The sequence below is a fragment of the Paenarthrobacter sp. NPDC090522 genome, from assembly GCF_044769225.1.
Classification (GTDB): domain Bacteria; phylum Actinomycetota; class Actinomycetes; order Actinomycetales; family Micrococcaceae; genus Arthrobacter.
This window is the reverse complement of the sequence record NZ_JBIVXL010000017.1, coordinates 61,682-79,241: the sequence shown is the minus strand read 5'-3', so window position 1 is coordinate 79,241 and position 17,560 is coordinate 61,682. Positions and strand designations below refer to the sequence as shown.

The 17,560-nt window shown below is 64.1% G+C and carries 15 protein-coding genes; 5 read left to right on the top strand and 10 right to left on the bottom strand.

What is annotated here, in order from left to right; translation table 11 throughout:
* Positions 1–25 precede the first annotated feature (25 nt).
* Complete coding sequence (locus ACIQT2_RS19155) at positions 26–1,435, bottom strand: Gfo/Idh/MocA family protein (protein ID WP_402949590.1); 1,410 nt, start codon at positions 1,433–1,435, stop codon at positions 26–28.
* A 180-nt stretch (positions 1,436–1,615) separates the two neighbouring features.
* On the opposite strand from ACIQT2_RS19155, the gene ACIQT2_RS19150 reads away from it, so the two are divergent.
* Entirely contained in the window at positions 1,616–2,644 is a 1,029-nt protein-coding gene (locus ACIQT2_RS19150) for a LacI family DNA-binding transcriptional regulator (protein WP_402949587.1), read from the top strand.
* A gap of 71 nt (positions 2,645–2,715) precedes the next feature.
* Here ACIQT2_RS19150 and ACIQT2_RS19145 read toward each other — a convergent pair whose 3' ends face one another.
* On the bottom strand, positions 2,716–3,414 hold the full coding sequence (locus ACIQT2_RS19145; RefSeq protein WP_402949585.1) for a FadR/GntR family transcriptional regulator: 699 nt from the start codon (positions 3,412–3,414) through the stop codon (positions 2,716–2,718).
* A gap of 76 nt (positions 3,415–3,490) precedes the next feature.
* Here ACIQT2_RS19145 and ACIQT2_RS19140 point away from each other — a divergent pair, with 76 nt between their 5' ends.
* Positions 3,491–4,822 carry an alpha-hydroxy-acid oxidizing protein gene (locus ACIQT2_RS19140; protein WP_402949582.1) on the top strand — a complete coding sequence of 444 codons (1,332 nt, stop codon included), beginning with the start codon at positions 3,491–3,493 and terminating at the stop codon, positions 4,820–4,822.
* A 74-nt stretch (positions 4,823–4,896) separates the two neighbouring features.
* Here ACIQT2_RS19140 and gdhA read toward each other — a convergent pair whose 3' ends face one another.
* Positions 4,897–6,234, bottom strand: coding sequence for an NADP-specific glutamate dehydrogenase (gene gdhA, locus ACIQT2_RS19135; RefSeq protein WP_400337414.1), 1,338 nt, complete (start codon positions 6,232–6,234; stop codon positions 4,897–4,899).
* Between the two features lie 203 nt (positions 6,235–6,437).
* On the bottom strand, positions 6,438–6,968 hold the full coding sequence (locus ACIQT2_RS19130; RefSeq protein WP_402949579.1) for an ArsR/SmtB family transcription factor: 531 nt from the start codon (positions 6,966–6,968) through the stop codon (positions 6,438–6,440).
* Positions 6,969–6,997: 29 nt separating this feature from the next.
* Between ACIQT2_RS19130 and ACIQT2_RS19125 the strand changes: the two genes are divergently transcribed.
* A complete protein-coding gene (locus tag ACIQT2_RS19125; RefSeq protein WP_402949576.1) occupies positions 6,998–7,603 on the top strand; it encodes a hypothetical protein in 606 nt (201 codons plus the stop codon).
* A gap of 15 nt (positions 7,604–7,618) precedes the next feature.
* On the opposite strand, the gene ACIQT2_RS19120 is transcribed toward ACIQT2_RS19125, so the two are convergent.
* On the bottom strand, positions 7,619–8,845 hold the full coding sequence (locus ACIQT2_RS19120) for an acetoin utilization protein AcuC (RefSeq protein ID WP_402949573.1): 1,227 nt from the start codon (positions 8,843–8,845) through the stop codon (positions 7,619–7,621).
* Between the two features lie 102 nt (positions 8,846–8,947).
* On the opposite strand from ACIQT2_RS19120, the gene ACIQT2_RS19115 reads away from it, so the two are divergent.
* On the top strand, positions 8,948–10,381 hold the full coding sequence (locus tag ACIQT2_RS19115) for a TrkH family potassium uptake protein (protein ID WP_400337406.1): 1,434 nt from the start codon (positions 8,948–8,950) through the stop codon (positions 10,379–10,381).
* Complete coding sequence (locus tag ACIQT2_RS19110; RefSeq protein ID WP_387439446.1) at positions 10,374–11,060, top strand: potassium channel family protein; 687 nt, start codon at positions 10,374–10,376, stop codon at positions 11,058–11,060. The genes ACIQT2_RS19115 and ACIQT2_RS19110 overlap by 8 nt, the downstream gene beginning before the upstream one ends.
* Positions 11,061–11,077: 17 nt before the next feature.
* Here ACIQT2_RS19110 and proC read toward each other — a convergent pair whose 3' ends face one another.
* The 5 genes from proC to topA form a co-directional block, all read right to left on the bottom strand.
* Entirely contained in the window at positions 11,078–11,908 is an 831-nt protein-coding gene (gene proC / locus ACIQT2_RS19105; protein WP_402949569.1) for a pyrroline-5-carboxylate reductase, read from the bottom strand.
* Positions 11,909–12,273: 365 nt separating this feature from the next.
* A complete protein-coding gene (locus ACIQT2_RS19100; RefSeq protein WP_400337403.1) occupies positions 12,274–13,107 on the bottom strand; it encodes a sugar phosphate isomerase/epimerase family protein in 834 nt (277 codons plus the stop codon).
* Between the two features lies 1 nt (position 13,108).
* Positions 13,109–14,215 (bottom strand): Ppx/GppA phosphatase family protein, encoded by a 1,107-nt coding sequence (locus ACIQT2_RS19095; RefSeq protein ID WP_402949566.1) that lies wholly within the window; start codon positions 14,213–14,215, stop codon positions 13,109–13,111.
* 71 nt (positions 14,216–14,286) lie between these two features.
* Entirely contained in the window at positions 14,287–14,739 is a 453-nt protein-coding gene (locus tag ACIQT2_RS19090; protein ID WP_400337399.1) for an SseB family protein, read from the bottom strand.
* A 70-nt stretch (positions 14,740–14,809) separates the two neighbouring features.
* Complete coding sequence (gene topA, locus ACIQT2_RS19085) at positions 14,810–17,533, bottom strand: type I DNA topoisomerase (RefSeq protein ID WP_402949562.1); 2,724 nt, start codon at positions 17,531–17,533, stop codon at positions 14,810–14,812.
* Positions 17,534–17,560: the final 27 nt, after the last annotated feature.

Here is a 17,560-nt window from a genome sequence, read left to right as displayed (position 1 = left end):
TGAAGTTCCTTGCGTCTCTTGGGGGTCAGGCCTGGTCGCGGCTGAGGTCGGCGCCGAGGCCAAGTTCGCTGATGTGGACAGGCAGGTTGGTGTCGAGGGACTGGTTTCCGGCGATGCCCACCGAGACGGACCGGAGCCCGTCGATGTAGCCGGACGGACGTCCCAACGGGTCCGCTCCGGGGCCGTTGAAGAGGTCCGAAAGCAGCAGGTTGTCGCCACCGCCATGGCCACCTTCGCCATTGATGATCGGCACCTCATAGGCTGCCTCCCAGTGGCGCTGGACGATCAGGCGCTCACCGTTGCGTCGCACGGCGTCCTCTTCCTCAATGGGTGTGGCACTCGGGTCCACGACGGTCTTCTTGTCCGTGCTGAACTCGACGGCGGCACGTTCCACCACCTCGAGTTCTGCCCGGCCTTCCGTGCCGTTGACGGTGACGCGGTAACCCTCCCACGGGCTGTGCGCGTTCAAGGAGTAGCTCAGGGTGGGTCCGCCCTGGTAGTCCACCACGAGGGCCAGGTTGTCCTCGATGGTGATCCCATCGGTGAAGACGTCCTGGTCACGGCGGTAGCCATCGAACTTCTCGTTGTCGTAGTACAGGGCCTTGAGCCGCTCGTCGTCGCGGAGGTCCAGACGGAACGGATCGCGCTCGAGTCCGTCCACGGTACCGCGCTCGGGACGGACGCCCAGGCCGCGGTCGCTGGCGTTCTTGTCACCGTAGAAGCGCAGGCCGCCGGAAGCGAAGACGCGCTCGGGAACATCGTTGATCCACCAGTTGACCAGGTCGAAATGGTGGGAAGCCTTGTGGATCAGCAGCCCGCCGGAGTTCTTCTTGTCGCGGTGCCAGCGGCGGAAGTAGTCGGCTCCGTGGACGGTATCAAGCACCCAGCTGAAGTCGATCGAGGTCACCTTGCCGATGACGCCGTTCTGGATGACTTCCTTGAGGGCGGAGTTGCGCGGCGAGTAGCGGTAGTTGAACGTGACCACCACGTTGCGGCCCGTTTCTGCCACGGCAGTGGTGATGCGGCGGCAGCCCTCCACATCGATGGTCAGCGGCTTTTCAACCACGACGTCGGCACCCGCCTCAAGCGCTTCGACGATGTAGTCGGCATGCGTGTAGTCCGGGGTGGTCACGATGACGCGTTCGATGCCATGTGCCTGGATGAAACTGGTGAGCTCGCCCGGTTCAAAGGACCCGACCGGTCCGGATCCGCCGAGTTCCTTGATGAGCTCCTGGTAGAACTCCACTCGGCCAGGGTTGACGTCGGACAGGGCCACGAGCTCGGCAACATCGGCGTGCTGGCCGAAGATGGCGCGGATGTACATCTCGGAGCGGCCGCCAGTGCCAATGAGGGCGATTCTTGTGCGGTGGCCGGCGGTGCCCGATGTGGACGGGGTGGTGGCTGGATGGGTCTCGGCGGTGTCGACGTTGACCATGGAGAATGCCCCTTTCCAAAGGCAGGAGTGAACCGCTTGACGGCCCGGCTTGTTCTGGGAAGAATCATGAGAAAGCGTTTTCTCAGAGCGTTATAAGCTTTGTATCAAGACTCTGGCGGTCGCGTCAACCATCGCCCCAACGACGGGGCAGCACGGGGCAAGCCAATCGGAAGGGGCAAGATGGCACGCAGGAATACCAACAGGCGCGTTGGCATTGCCGACGTCGCGGAGAAGGCAGGCGTTTCCCACGCCACAGTGTCGCGCGTCATGAACGGCAACGCGGCAGTGGACCCCGGCATTGCCGCACGCGTACGTGCCGCCGCAGCTGAACTGAAGTACCAGCCCAACCCCGTGGGCCGGAGTTTGGCCTTGGGAAAGACGGACACCATTGGGATCGTTGTGCCGGACCTGGCCAACCCCACGTTCCAGGCCATCCTCCGCGGCCTGAGCATTGCTGCCGCCCAGGACGGCTACCGCGTATTGATCGCGGATTCCTCCGAAGTGACCAGCGAGGAAGCCATCCTGGCAGGTGAAGCGCGGCGACGCTGCGACGGCGTGGTGCTCTGTGCACCCCGCATGCCCGATGCAGAGCTGGAGGAACTGGCCCCCACCCTGCACCCGCTGGTCCTGATCAACCGGACCACCATCACCACCAACACACCGAGCCTCAGCGTCGATTACGGGCAGGGCATCCAGGAGCTCGCCCGGCACTTGGTTTCCCTGGGCCACCAGCGGCTCGTTTACCTCTCCGGCCCGGAACACAGCGCCTCAAACCGCCAGCGTCTGGTCGGCTTGGCGGAATTCCGCAAGGAGCACCCGGACATCGAACTCCAGATGCTGCACGGCGGCTCCAACTTCGACTCGGGCCACGACTCCACCGAGGCCATCATTGCCAGCGGAGCAACGGGCATCCTGGCCTTCAATGACCTCGTTGCCATGGGCCTCTTGAGCGGCCTGCACGAGCGCGGCATCAAGGTTCCGGAAGACATCTCCGTGACCGGTTTCGACGATATTCCGTTCGCCAAATACACCACTCCCCCGCTCACCACGGCCGCCGTGCCCATCAATGAGCTCGGCAGCCTGGCGTGGCGCAGGATGCGGGAACAGATCCAGCAGGCGGACGAAGCACCCGTCCATCAGCAGGACGAGTTCGCTCCCCGCATGGAGATCCGAAAGAGCACCGCTGCCCCAGCCTTCAAGCCCGCCTAGGAAGGCAACGCGGAGTCACCAACGGCCCTTTCAGGGGGCCAACATGGGCCGTAAGTGGCTCCGCGTTGCTCTTAATCCTGGGTGGAAGCCGAGCCCACTCCGGCCTCCGTGTAGAAGCCACGGATGTGCGCCGCCACAAGATCTGCCGCCTTGCGGCCGTCGTTCGCGTTGACGGCGGCAAGGATGGCGCGGTGTTCGGCCCGAAGCCGCCCCGACGTGGCGTTCCAGTCGGGCAGGTTTCCGGTGAGTTCGCTGGCGTAATTCTCGATCGCCCCACGGAGCGAGGCCATCATGGCGCTCACCACGGCGTTGCCCGCAGCTTGCGCCAGGGCGACATGGAAGCGGGCGTCGAGGCCCAGGAACGTGTCAACGTCCGGGGCAGCGTCCATTTGGTCCAGCAGCTCCGCAGCTTCGTAGAGCTCGGGCACGCCTGGCTGTGCGCGCGCCGCCGCCCAGGACTCAAGCAGCACGCGGGTCTCCACAATGTCCGCCACGGGCAGGTGCCGCGTTGCCACATGAAGGCGGAGCGTCGACCCCAAGGCGGATCCCGGCTCGGCGATGACGATGGTCCCCGCATCCTTACCGGAACCTACCCCAGCACGGACAACGCCCATGGCTTCCAGGATCCGGACGGCCTCGCGCACCGAAGTGCGGGAGACCTGCAATTGTTCGGCCATGGTCCGTTCACCGGGCAGGCGTCCCCCCAGGACCAGTTCGCCGCTGGATAACTGCTGTTCGATCCACCCCAGGACAAGTTCGTGCGTTCGCATACCGGAATACTAGTTGATGTGGTCCAACCACATGCCTTACAGTGTGGTTAGACCACACACTTCAAGGGAGAACCGCATGACCGACACCCTCGATCCCAAGCTCACTGCCGCGCCCGCCGATGCCGGCAGCGACCAAAACGTAAGCCGCCCGCCTCAGCCGCGGCCCGCCGTCGTACTCCCCGCAGCACTGAAGCGGCGCGTGCCCAAGGTCTCCGACCTGGCGCCGCTCATGCAGTTCAAGAAGCCCGAGTTCAGCAAAACCGCGCGGCTCAAGCGGGCCAGCACCATCTGGGACCTGCGGGACATCGCCAAGCGGCGCACCCCGCAAGCACCCTTCGACTACACCGACGGCGCCGCGGAAGCCGAAATCACCCTGCGCCGTGCCCGCCAGGCGTTCCAGGACATCGAATTCCGTCCCGGCATCCTGCGCGACGTCTCGAAGATCGATCTCCGCACAGATATCCTCGGCCAGGAGTCCAAGCTTCCGTTCGGCATCGCACCCACCGGCTTCACCCGCATGATGCAGTCCGAGGGTGAATATGCAGGCTCGCAGGCCGCCGAGGCCGCCGGCATCCCCTACACGCTCTCCACCATGGGTACCGCCTCCATCGAAGACGTTGCCGCGGCAGCGCCGAATGGCCGCAACTGGTTCCAGCTCTACCTGTGGACGGACCGCGACCGCTCGCTGGAGTTGATCGAGCGGGCTGCGAAGGCTGGCAACGACACCCTCATGGTCACCGTGGACACGGCAGTGGCCGGCGCCCGGTTGCGCGACGTCCGTAACGGCATGACCATTCCCCCGGCGTTGACACTGAAGACCGTCCTTGATGCCTCGTACCGGCCCGCTTGGTGGTTCAACTTCCTGACCCACGAGCCCCTGACCTTCGCCTCGCTGTCCAGGTACACGGGCACGGTGGCAGACCTGATCAACTCAATGTTCGATCCCACTTTGACCTACGAGGACCTGGACTGGCTGCGCGAGACGTGGAAGGGCAAGCTCCTGGTCAAGGGCATCCAGACCGTCGAGGATGCCCGGCGCGTTGTCGACCATGGGGCTGACGGCATTGTCCTGTCCAACCACGGCGGACGCCAGCTGGACCGTGCACCCATCCCGTTCCACCTGCTGCCTGAGGTCTCAGCTGCGCTGAAGGCTGACAACAGCAAGGCCGCGGTGATGCTGGATACCGGCATCATGAGCGGCGCCGACATCGTTGCCGCCCTCGCCCTCGGCGCAGACTTCGCCCTGATCGGCCGCGCCTACCTGTACGGGCTCATGGCCGGTGGGCGCGAAGGCGTGGACCGGACCATCCAGATCCTGGAAAAGGACATGACCCGGACCATGGCACTGCTCGGAGTCAGCAAGGTGGCGGACCTCAACCCGGACCACGTCCACCTGCTGCAGCACTAACCCATGTAGGTAGCAGTAGAGCGCGTTTTGAAGCTTCAAAACGCGCTCTACTGCTACCCAGTTGGGTGAGAATGCTAGATGAGTCCCTGGGCCAGCATGGCGTCGGCTACCTTCACGAAGCCACCGATGTTGGCACCCACCACGTAGTTGCCCGGCGCGCCATACTCTTCGGCGGTCTCGGCGCAGCGGTCGTGGATACCCACCATGATTTCCGTAAGCCGGGCCTCAGTGTGCTCGAACGTCCACGAGTCGCGGCTGGCGTTCTGCTGCATTTCCAAGGCAGAGGTAGCAACGCCACCTGCATTGGCGGCCTTGCCCGGCCCGAAGAGGATGCCCGCCTCCTGGAACACGGACACGGCTTTCCGGGTAGAGGGCATGTTGGCCCCCTCGGCAACGGCGATCAGGCCGTTGCTGACCAACTTGGCGGCAGCATCGCCGTCGAGCTCGTTCTGGGTGGCGCAAGGCAGCGCAACGGTACCGTTGACATCCCACACCGAACCGCCCTCGACGTGGCTGGCGCCCGGGCGGCGCGCAGCGTATTCGGTCAGGCGGGCGCGTTCTACTTCCTTGACCTGGCTGAGCAGGGCAACATCGATGCCCGCCTCGTCCACGATGTAGCCGGCGGAGTCGGAACACGCCACCACGGTGGCGCCAAGCGCCTGTGCCTTGGCGATCGCGTGGATGGCCACGTTGCCGGAACCCGACACGACGACGCGCTGGCCGTCGAAGGACGTTCCACGCGTCTTCAGCATCTCCTGGGCGAAGATGACCGTTCCATAGCCGGTTGCCTCGGGCCGCACCAGCGAGCCACCCCAGGAGATACCCTTGCCGGTCAGCACGCCGGATTCGTAGCGGTTGGTGATGCGCTTGTACTGGCCGAACAGGTAGCCGATCTCCCGTCCGCCCACTCCAATGTCGCCGGCCGGAACGTCCGTGTATTCACCAATGTGGCGGTAGAGCTCGGTCATGAAGGACTGGCAGAAGCGCATGATCTCGGCATCGGAACGGCCGCGCGGATCGAAGTCCGAGCCACCCTTGCCGCCGCCAATCGGCATGCCCGTCAGCGCGTTCTTGAAGATCTGCTCGAAGCCGAGGAACTTCACGATGCCCAGGTAAACCGAGGGATGGAAACGCAGTCCGCCCTTGTAGGGGCCCAGCGCCGAGTTGAACTCCACGCGGAAGCCGCGGTTCACATGCACGCGTCCGGCGTCGTCGGTCCACGGAACGCGGAAGATGATCTGGCGCTCCGGCTCGCAGAGGCGTTCCAGGACAGCGCCTTCGAGGAACTCCGGATGACGGTCGTGGACCGGGCCCAGGCTTTCGAAAACCTCGGTTACGGCCTGGTGGAATTCCTTCTCTCCAGGGTTCCGCGCCAACACGGTGTCCCGGACGGCTTCGAGCCTTGAGTCCATGCGTCTTCCTATCCCTCAGGTGCCACGAGCCCGCGGCGAGACAATCAAAGTCCCGCTCATGGTTGCATCACAGAAGGTAGGATCTCCATCCGAGCCGGATGTGACTGCCGGGGCGCGACTTAACACAAGGGCAGAAAAGCCTCGGAAAGACGGGAAACCGAAGGTTAACAAAAACTCACAATGTGAGGAGTATCACGTTAGGTCTAGCGCTTGCGCCCGAACTTCGGCAGGTTGGGAAGGTTCGCCAGGAGGTCCGCGGCCTTGGTGGCCGCCCGGCCCACGGTGCGTCCGATCTGCTGCGGCACAGTATCGTCCGTCTGCAGGTCTACAGACACAGGCGCGTCCGTTGCGTGCGCTGTGACGGCCTGGCTGAGGGTCTCCGTGCGCGGCGCAACATCCTCCGCAACGGTGGCCGTGGCGGCTTCAGCGGCGGGCTCCCCCGCGGAAGGTACGACGACGGCGGCAGCCGCCGGTCCGACGTCGAACGTTTCCAGCCACGAGGCGACGCCCGCGAGCGGCTTGGGATTCAGGGTATAGAAGCGCTTCTGACCCTGAGCACGCATGCTGACGAGGTCAGCTTCGCGTAAAACCTTCAAATGCTTGGAGATGGTGGGCTGGCTTGCGGCCAACTCTTCTACCAGTTCCCCTACTGCTTTATCCCCAGAGCGGAGGGAAACCAGGATGTCGCGCCTGGTTGCCTCAGCAATGACGGCAAATACGTCGTCAGTCACCATGACACCCACCCTAGCGACATATACGCCAAATGGCATCCCTCGTTTCCGTCCGCCGCAGCGGCGGATCGTTGACCGCCGGGTGGGCCGGTGCTACAACTTTTGTCACGGTCCGTCCGGGCTCCCAGGCCCCGGCCGCCAACACCACGGGGTGCAGGGCAATGACTGACTTCTTCAGGCGGCACATGTTCAACATCATCGCCGCAGTGTTCCTGGCCCTGTTCGTCCTGGTGTGGGCCGCCGTCCTGCTCCGCGTTGGCACGTGGGTTCCCACCGGCGAAGCCCAGGCACCCGAGTTGAACGGAGCCCTGGTCACCGCGGCCGGCGTCCTGGCCACTTCGCTGAGTTCCCTCACGCCCTCGGCCTTGGGTTTCACCATTTCCGAGGTCAAGCGGGACAACGCCGCGGCCGGAGAGCAGGGCCCGCTGATCAATCCCGCCCAGGTGGCCACCCGGCTCTCGGGCCGGGTGATCTTCGCCATCATGGTCTACATGACCATGGGGATGCTGGTCCTGGTGCTGTGGTTGTTCAAGGGACAGGCATCCACCGACCTTATTGGCGCGTTCGCGTTGTCGCTGCTGGGCTGGCTTGTCGGAGCGGCGGGGGTGGTGTTCCAAACGGAGAAGACGGACGCTTAGCTTGCTGGCAAGCGCTCAGTCGAACCAGGGATCCAAGCCGTACAAGGGGAAGATCTCCTTGCGCGTGGCGATGACCGTCCGGTCCACTTGGTCCGCGGGGTCGTAACCCACCTCCCAGGAACGCCACCAGATGTCCACATCGTCACCCATGGACTCAGGAGCCCACACTCCGTACTTCTCCTTGACGTACGTGCGCCACTCTTCGGGCACGGGGGTCGCGAGGGGCACCGCGCGCTGCGTCACCATCCCGATCAGGTGGCTCCAGGCCCGCGGGACCACACCCGTGACGTCATAGCCGCCACCGCCCGTGGCAATCCAGCGGTTCCCGCAGTAGCGGGCTGCGAGGCTCCCGACGGCGCTGGCGGCCTCACGCTGGGCATCGACGCTCAGGTTGAGGTGCGTGAGCGGATCCAGGCGATGGGAATCACAGCCGTGCTGGCTGACGATCACCTCGGGCTGGAAAGCCCCGACGAGTTGCGGCACAACAGCATGGAACGCCCGCAGCCACGCGGCGTCGCCCGTGAACGCCGGAAGCGAAACGTTCACCGCCGTGCCAGGAGCGTCCGGACCGCCCGTTTCATTGGCGAAACCCGTACCGGGAAACAACGTCAGCCCGGATTCGTGCAGGGAAATGGTCATCACCCGGGGATCGTTCCAGAAGATGCCTTGCGTCCCATCGCCATGATGGGCGTCAACGTCGATGCAGACGATCCGCTGCACACCGCCGTCGAGCAACCGCTGGATAGCCATGGCAACATCGTTGTACACGCAAAAACCGCTCGCGCGCTCCCGCGAAGCATGGTGCATGCCACCGCTGAAGTTGACCGCCCGGATGGCCTTGCCGTCCAGGATCGAATCCGCCGCCAGCAATGACCCCCCGGCCAGCCGGGCACTGGCTTCGTGCATGCCCGCAAACGCGGGATCGTCCTCGGTGCCCAGCCCCCGCTCTTCGTCAGGCCAGAAGGGGTCCGCACTGACCCGGCGGACCGCCGCCACGTAGTCGGGGCTGTGGACCGAGCAAAGTTCGACGTCGGTAGCCACCGTGGGTGCCTCGACGGCCACATGGTTGTGGTTGAAAAGACCCAGGGATTCGGCCAGTCTTGCCGTCAGTTCCAGGCGCTGGGGTGCCATGGGATGGCCGGGCCCGAAGTTGTAGGCGGTCATGGCAGGATCCCACACCACCGTCGTTGGCAGTGCGGAACGCGTGATGCTGGAAGCCGCCGTTCCAAGCGTGGAGTTCATCCAGAACAGGCTACCTGAGGCCGTAGCGCCTCCCCGCCCGGTTACGGCAGCCGAATAGTGGTTTACTACTCAGGAAAGTATGTTCACTTGAGGAAGAGCGCCATGTCTCAAAGCCAGTCGCGGTCCACCGCCTCGGCCAACTGGCAACCAGGCCAGCCGGAACGTGAAGGCTTGTGGATCTTCACACGTGCCCGCGACTTCATCGACAACATAGCCAATACTTCCCCGGCCCGTCTGGCACTCGTGGCGTTCGGCCTGGTCATCCTGCTCTTTACCGGGCTCCTGTCCCTGCCTGCCTCCTCGGCTTCGGGCGAAGCCACTCCGCTCCACCAAGCGATGTTCACGGCAGTGTCCAGCGTCTGCGTCACCGGGCTGACGGTGGTCTCCACGGCAACCCATTGGTCCTTCTTCGGGCAATTGGTGATCCTGGTGGGCATCTTCGTCGGTGGCTTGGGCACGTTGACACTGGCATCCTTGCTGGCGCTCATGGTCAGTAAGAGGCTTGGCGTCCGTGGAAAGCTCATTGCCCAGGAAGCCATGAACAACGCAGGCCGGCTCGGCGAAGTGGGTACACTGCTCCGGATCGTCATCACCACCTCCGTGGTGATCGAAGCCGCCTTGGCCCTGGCCTTGATTCCACGCTTCATGCTTCTGGGTGAGCCGTTCTGGCAATCCGTGTGGCATGGCGTCTTCTACTCGATCTCGTCCTTCAACAACGCCGGCTTCACGCCCCACTCGGACGGGATCGTCCCGTACGAAACCGACCTGTGGATCCTCATCCCCCTGATGCTCGGGGTATTCCTGGGCAGCCTCGGCTTCCCCGTGGTGATGGTGCTCCAACAGAATGGCCTGAACTGGAAGAAGTGGAACCTCCACACCAAGCTCACCATCCAGGTCTCCTTCATCCTGCTGCTGGCCGGAACCGTGCTGTGGGCACTGATGGAGTGGGACAATGTGCGCACCATCGCGCACATGGACCTGGGCGACAAGATCATCCACTCGCTCTTCGCCTCTGTCATGACCCGGTCCGGCGGCTTCAACTTGGTGGACCAGAACCACATGGAATCCACCACCATGCTGCTCACCGATGCGCTCATGTTCGCCGGTGGCGGCTCGGCTTCAACGGCCGGCGGCATCAAGGTAACCACCATCGCCGTCATGTTCCTGGCAATCATCGCCGAAGCCCGCGGCGACGCTGACGTCAAGGTGTACGGCCGCACCATCCCGCAAGGCACCATGCGCGTTGCCATTTCCGTGATCGTTGCCGGCGCCACCCTGGTGTCCGTCGCGGCCTTCCTGCTGCTGTCCATCAGCGGAGCCTCGCTGGACCGGGTGCTCTTCGAAACCATTTCCGCCTTCGCCACTGTAGGACTGAGCACCAACCTCAGTGCCGAGCTGCCGCCGTCGGGCGTTTATGTCCTGACGGCCCTCATGTTCGCCGGCCGCGTCGGCACCGTTACCCTCGCTGCGGGCCTGGCCCTGCGCCAACGCAGCCAGCTGTTCCACTACCCGGAAGAGAGGCCAATCATTGGCTAGCACCCAGGGGGCGGCCAACCGTCCCGCCCACAACGCACCGGTCCTGGTGATCGGCCTTGGCCGCTTTGGTTCGGCCACGGCTGAGCAATTGGTGAAGCAGGGCCGAGAGGTCCTGGCGATCGAACGCGACCGCAGTCTGGTCCAGAAATGGGCTCCGGTGCTCACCCACGTCGTGGAAGCGGATGCCACCAACATCGACGCCCTGCGCCAGCTCGGTGCGCAGGAGTTCAGCTCGGCCGTCGTGGGCGTGGGCACCTCGATCGAATCGTCAGTGCTGATTACCGTGAACCTGGTTGACCTGGGCATCCAGCACCTCTGGGTCAAGGCGATCACGCCGTCCCACGGCAAGATCCTCAGCAGGATCGGCGCCAACCACGTCATCTACCCCGAAGCCGACGCCGGTGTCCGTGCCGCGCACCTCGTGTCCGGGCGCATGCTTGACTTCATCGAATTCGACGACGACTACGCGATCGTCAAGATGTACCCGCCCAAGGAAACCGTCGGCTTCACCTTGGAGGAATCCAAGGTCCGTTCGAAATACGGCGTCACCATTGTGGGCGTGAAGACGCCGGGTGAGGACTTCACCTACGCGCGTCCGGAAACCAAAGTGTCCGGACACGACATGCTGATCGTGTCCGGACACGTGGACCTGCTGGAACGCTTCGCGGCCCGCCCGTAGCTTGGCTTGCTTGACGCCTAGCCGAGTTGCTTGGTGATCTCCGCCGCCCTCGCAGCCGCTGCGCGGGCGCCGTCCGCGATGATCCTGGGGATCCCGCCGTCGTTGAACGCCGCGATGGCGCGCTCGGTGGTGCCGTTGGGGCTGGTCACCGCCACGCGCAGGTCTGTGGGGTTCGCGCCGGGCTCGGCAAGCATGAAGCCCGCACCGGCCACCGTTTCGCGCGCCAGCATGAGCGACAGCTCCTCATCCAACCCGAGTTCGACGCCGGCTGCGGCCATGGCCTCCGCAAGGTAGAACGCATAGGCGGGTCCGGAGCCGCTGATCGCGGACAAGGCGTCCACTTGGTCCTCGGGCACCTCCACGACAGTGCCGGCACCTGCCAGCGCCGTCTTGGCACGCTGGAGCTGCTCAGGGCTGCAGTGCGTTCCGGGCGATACGGAAACCACGCCGCGGCCCAGCTTGGCGGGCGTGTTGGGCATGGTGCGGATCACCGGCTGCCCTTCCGGCAGCGCTGCTTCGAGTTGGGCAAGGGAAACGGCGGCAGCCACACTGACCACGATGGTGTCCTTGCCCAGTGCGGGACTGATCTCCCGGGCCAGGTCCGCAATGCCAACCGGCTTGACGCCCAGGATGACCATTCCGGCGCCCTTGGTGGCCAGCTTGTTGTTGTCCGGGTCCTCTTCGCCGGCGATCGCCATGACGCCGTGGCGCTGGGCCAGCTCCTCCGCCCGCTCGGCGCGACGCACCGTGGCGACAACATCGGACGGGTCGGCACCCGCGGCGAGAAGACCGCCAAGAATTGCCTCGTTCATGGATCCACAGCCAAGGAATGCGATTCGGTTGCTCATGGCTCCATCATGGCAGTTGGCCCTTGGGCGGGTCGAACGCCGGCGCGGGTCCAGGCCGCACCAGTCCAGGATTCCCAGCTAGTTCACAAGGTTATTGCAGGCGGCGCCCATGGTTGGTCCGTAACTTAGTAGTTACCTCATTGAGGGTGCGAGTGATGAGGCGGGCATGGGGATGTCCGCCAGCAGCACCGGTGGCCGGGGCGGGTTTTCCCCCATTTCCCGATTCGGCCGCCGGTGCTTTCGCTTTTAAGGCAGGTGGGCCGAGTTCCCTGGGGCCGGGCCTTGGGGCCGGGGCAGGAGGCCACGGCACGCGCGCGTGGGAAAGCCCGGGCCAACGGGCCCGGGCTTTCCGTGCTCTTGCTCAGCTAGCTGTCCAGGCTCCGGACCAGGGGAACACTCAGATGCTGCCGCGCGAAGCGCAATGTTTCGGCAAGCATTTCCTCGCGCTCCCCGGCAACTTTTGCCTTGCGGGTGGAGATCTCGGCCACCACCACGCCGTCGAATCCGTTGGATGCCAAGTGCTGGAGGACGTCGGCGCACTGCTGGGTACCGGTTCCGGGTACCAGGTGCTCGTCCTTCCCCGAACCCGAACCATCCGTCAGGTGCACGTGCCGGAGCTTGCTGCCCAAGGCCTGGACCGCTTCCAGACTGTTGGCCCCGGCAGTTGCCGCATGCGAGAAATCCCACGTGACGTCGTCGTAATCCTGTCCCAACGGGTCCCAATGCGGCAGGTAAGCAACGGCCTCACGTCCACGCACACGCCACGGATACATGTTCTCCACGGCAATGTGCACTTGGTACATGGCCGCGATCTCGCGGACACCCTCGGCGAAATTCTCTGCATAGTTCGACTGCCAGCGGAACGGCGGGTGGACCACCACAGTGTCGCAGCCCACCTCCTTGGCCATCTGGCAGGACCGCTCGATCTTGTTCCACGCGGATCCCCAGACCTGCTGCGTCAGAAGCAAGGTAGGCGCGTGGATCGAGACAATGGGCTGCTTATACCGGTGGCTCAACTGGACAAGGGCATCCGGGTTCTGGCTGACGGCGTTGTTGGTCACCATGACCTCGACGCCTTCGTAGCCCAGGTCCTGCGCGACGGCGAACGCGTCATGGACGCTCAGTGGATAGACCGATGCGCTGGACAGCGCCACCGGTATCTGGCGGTTGTTGGCAACAGGTTCGACGTCGGTACTCATCTCAGGAGGCCAGCCCGCCTGCTGCGGGGGCTGGGATGGGTGCTGGGGCGGGATCGTTCACCGGGACCGGGAATTCCTTGATGGGGTGGTCCTGTTGATCTTTCCCGTCTTCCTTGGCCTTTTTCTTGGACTTGTCCTTCTTGCGCTTGCCAACGTGCGGTGCCGGGTCCAGGGCTTCCTCGAAGACCAGTTGGTCGAGGCGGCGCAGGATCAGGCCTTCACGGAGGGCCCAAGGACAAATCTCCATCTTGGGGAACTCAAACAGTTCCAGGGCCGCCTCCGCCACCAAGGCGCCGGCCAGGAGCTGGCGTGCCCTCGCGTCCGAAACGCCAGGCAGGTAGAGGCGGTCAGCAACGGTCATCGCGGAAATCCGCTGGGCCCACAAACCAAGATCCGCGGCATGGAGCTCGCGCTTCACGTAGGGCCCCGCAGCGCTCGGAGCGGCGCCGGCAATGCGGGCCAGCGACCTGAAGGTCTTGGACGTGCCGGCCACCAGGTTGGCCCGGCCCAGTTGATGGAATTCGCGGACCACCGGCTTGAGCGTGGATCGGATGTAGCGGCGCAGTTCCTTGACGCTCTTGGCCGTCGGCGGATCCTCGTGGAGCCAGTCCCGGGTGAGGCGGCTGGCTCCCAAAGGAACCGAGGTGGCGAATTCCGGCAATTCATCGGTTCCGTAGGCCATTTCGAAGGAGCCACCGCCGATGTCCAAGTCCAGGATGGGACCTGCGCCCCACCCATACCAACGGCGGACCGCGAAGAACGTCATGGATGCTTCTTCGCTGCCGGTCAGTTCCTGCAGGGTAACGGTGGTTTCGTGCTTCACCCTGGCCAGGACCTCGGCCCCGTTGGTGGCCTCACGGATGGCCGACGTACAGAACGCCAGCAGGTCTTCCGCTTTGTGGCGCGCGGCGAACTCCCACGCTTCAAGGACGAACTCCACCAGTTCATGCTGTCCGGCATCATTGATGTTGCCGTCTTCGTCGAGGTACTGGACCAGGCTCAACGGGCGCTTGTGGGACGCGAAAGCTACCGGACGCGCGCCAGGGTGGGCATCCACGAGCAGCAGGTGGACGGTATTGGAACCGATGTCGAGAACGCCAAGACGCATTCTGCCATTATTCACCGATTCGAACCCCGTGAAGCAACTTCGCGGCGACGTTTCGCTGACGCGGCGGTGTCCTATGGTGCCGTTGCCTGCTGGTCCGCGGAACCGTCCACTTCGTCAGCGCGCTTGAAGTCCCTGCGGATGTTGGCGATTCCCTCGGGATCGATTTCGAAGCCGTGCTCGCTTCCCGGGTTGATGACCAGGCCGAGCTCATCGCCGATGTTGCCAAGGATGGCCGAACCCAAGGTGCCCAGGACATGCGGTGCCGCTTCCAGGAAGCGTGCGTCGACGCGGCTGGGGTGGCTGAAGACCGCCAGGACGGGCTGTCCGTCCGCGTTGGAGAGGACCAGCGGCTCCACCGACGAGTCAGGGCCGTCCACGGATTCCGAGCTGACGAGGTACACCTCGTTGTTCAGGAAAGCCAGGATGACGTCCACCGGGTTCGCGTCCGGCTTTTCGGCCAGGGCAAGCTTGGCTTCCAGGTCGTTCAAGGGGGCGTTGTCGGGTGAAACTGTCTGTTCAGTCATGCTTCTACTCGACCATGATGCCTGCCGGGACGCAATTCGCGGTACGTCACGGCAGGCAGATGTAGCCGGGTTACTTCTTCGCCGCAGCCTTTCGCGCGGGAGCTTTCCGGGTGGCGGTCCGCTTAACCGGTCCCTTGGCGCGCTTTTCAGCCAGGAGCTCAATGGCCCGTTCCCTGGTGAGCTCTTCGAGGGACGTGGACCGCGGCACCGTAATGTTGGTGACGCCATCGGTGATGTAGGGGCCAAAGCGGCCTTCCTTCACCACGATGTTCTTCTCGGAGACCGGGTCCGGACCGAACTCAGCCAGCGGCGGCACGGCAGCACGCGCGCCCCGCTGCTTGGGCTGGGAGTAGATTTCCAAGGCCTGTTCCAGCGTGATGGTGAAAATTTCCTCTTCGGAGCCGATGGAACGCGAATCCGTGCCCTTCTTCAAGTACGGACCGAAGCGGCCGTTCTGCACCGTGATGGGGTTCCCCTCGGCGTCCTCGCCCAGGACACGGGGAAGGCTCATGAGCTGCAGGGCCTCGTCCAGGGTGACAGTGTCAACGGTCATGGACTTGAAAAGCGAACCCGTGCGCGGTTTTGCCTTCACGGGCTTCTTCGGTGGCTTGGGCTTGCCGTTCTTGTAGTACTCCACCGGCAGGTTGGCCAGTTGTTCCTCGGTCAGCTCAGGGATGATCTCGGTGACGTATGCTCCGTAGCGGCCGTTCTTGGCCACCACCGTGTGGCCAGTGTGCGGGTCGGCGCCAAGGACGCGTTCCTCCGGCGCGGCAGTTTCCATGAGCTCGATGGCCTTGGCGGCCGTCAGCTCGTCGGGAGCAAGTTCCTCCGGGACGTTGGCGCGGGCAGACTCGACAACCTCGCCGGTTTTCTGGTCCACCGTTGGAATGGTGCTCTCCAGGTACGGACCGAACTTGCCCACGCGCAGCATGATGCCGTCGGCGATCGGCACGGAGTTGATCTCGCGGGCGTCGATCTCACCCAGGTTGTTCACGATGCTCAACAACCCGGGATCAGCGTCTTCACCGTAATAGAAGTGCTTGAGCCACGCGGCGCCAATGGCTTGGCCGTTGGCGATCTTGTCCAGGTCGCCTTCCATGTCAGCAGTGAACTCGTAGTCGACGTAGTCCGTGAAGTGCTGCTCCAACAGGCGGATCACGGAAAATGCAATCCAGCTGGGGACCAGGGCCGAGCCTTGCTTCCGCACATAGCCACGGTCCTGGATGGTGGAAATGGTGGACGCGTACGTGGACGGGCGGCCGATGCCCTTCTTTTCCAGTTCAGCCGTGAGCGAGGCTTCCGTGTAGCGCGGCGGCGGAGAAGTTTCGTGGCCAACAGCAACAATGTCTGAAGCCGTCAGGGAGTCGTCCTTGGCGACGTTGGGGAGGCGGCGGGCCTCGTCCGAGTCGTCATCTTCGCGGCTGGCGTCTTTGCCTTCCTCGTACGCAGCCAGGAAGCCGGGGAAGGTGATGACCGTACCGGATGCCGAGAACTCAGCGTCCCGGCCATCGGCTGCCACGGCACCCAGGCGGATAGTGGCAGTGGAACCCTTGGCATCGGCCATCTGCGAGGCGACCGTGCGCTTCCAAATGAGCTCGTACAAGCGGAACTCGTCGCCGCTCAGCTGCTGCGCTACCTGGGCAGGGGTCCGGAAAGAGTCTCCTGCGGGACGAATGGCCTCGTGGGCTTCCTGGGCGTTGGCGGCCTTGTTGGCGTAGACGCGCGGACCCTGCGGAACATACTCGGGGCCGTAAAGTTCGGCGGCCTGGCGGCGGGCAGCCGTAACAGCCTCATCGCTCAATGCGGACGAGTCGGTACGCATATAGGTGATGTAACCGTTCTCGTACAAGCGCTGTGCCACCTGCATGGTGCTCTTGGATGAGAACCGGAGCTTACGGCCGGCTTCCTGCTGCAGCGTGGACGTGGTGAACGGCGCGGCCGGACGCCGGGTGTACGGCTTGGTGTCCACCGAGCGGACGCGGAAATCGGCGTTCTCCAGCCCGGCAGCCAAGGACGTGGCAAGTTCCTCATTGAGGTGCACCACGCTGGACGACGTGAGCTCACCGTTGTCATTGAAGTCGCGCCCCGTGGCCACCTTGGAACCGTCCACGGCGGCGAGCTTGGCTTTGAAGGAACCCGAGTCCGCGCCGAACTGGCCCGTCAGATCCCAGTAGGAGGCTGCACGGAAAGCCATGCGCTCCCGTTCACGATCAACCACCATGCGGGTCACCACGGACTGCACGCGGCCTGCGGAAAGCCCGCGGGCCACCTTCCGCCACAGGACCGGAGAAATTTCGTAGCCGTACAGGCGGTCCAGGATACGGCGCGTTTCCTGGGCATCCACCAGGGCTGTGTCCACGTCGCGGAGGTTGTCCATGGCACGGTGGATGGCTTCCTTGGTGATTTCACCGAAGGTCATGCGGTACACGGGGACTTTGGGCTTCAGGACCTCAAGGAGGTGCCACGCGATGGCTTCGCCTTCGCGGTCCCCATCGGTTGCGAGGTACAGAGCGTCAGCGTCTTTCAGCTGGGCCTTGAGCTCGGCAACCTTTTTCTTCTTGTCCGGCGAGACAACGTAGTAAGGCCTGAAGTCGTTCTCGACATCGACGGCGAACTTGCCGAGAGACGTCTTCTTCAGTTCTGCAGGGAGGTCCGACGGTTGCGGGAGGTCCCGGATATGGCCGATCGAAGCCTCGACGATGAAGCCCTCGCCCAGGTATTTGGCGATGGTCTTACTCTTGGCCGGAGACTCCACGATCACGAGTTTCTTGCCGGTTTTTGCCTTGCTGGGCACGGTGCTCCTACAGAAAAAATGTGTCAT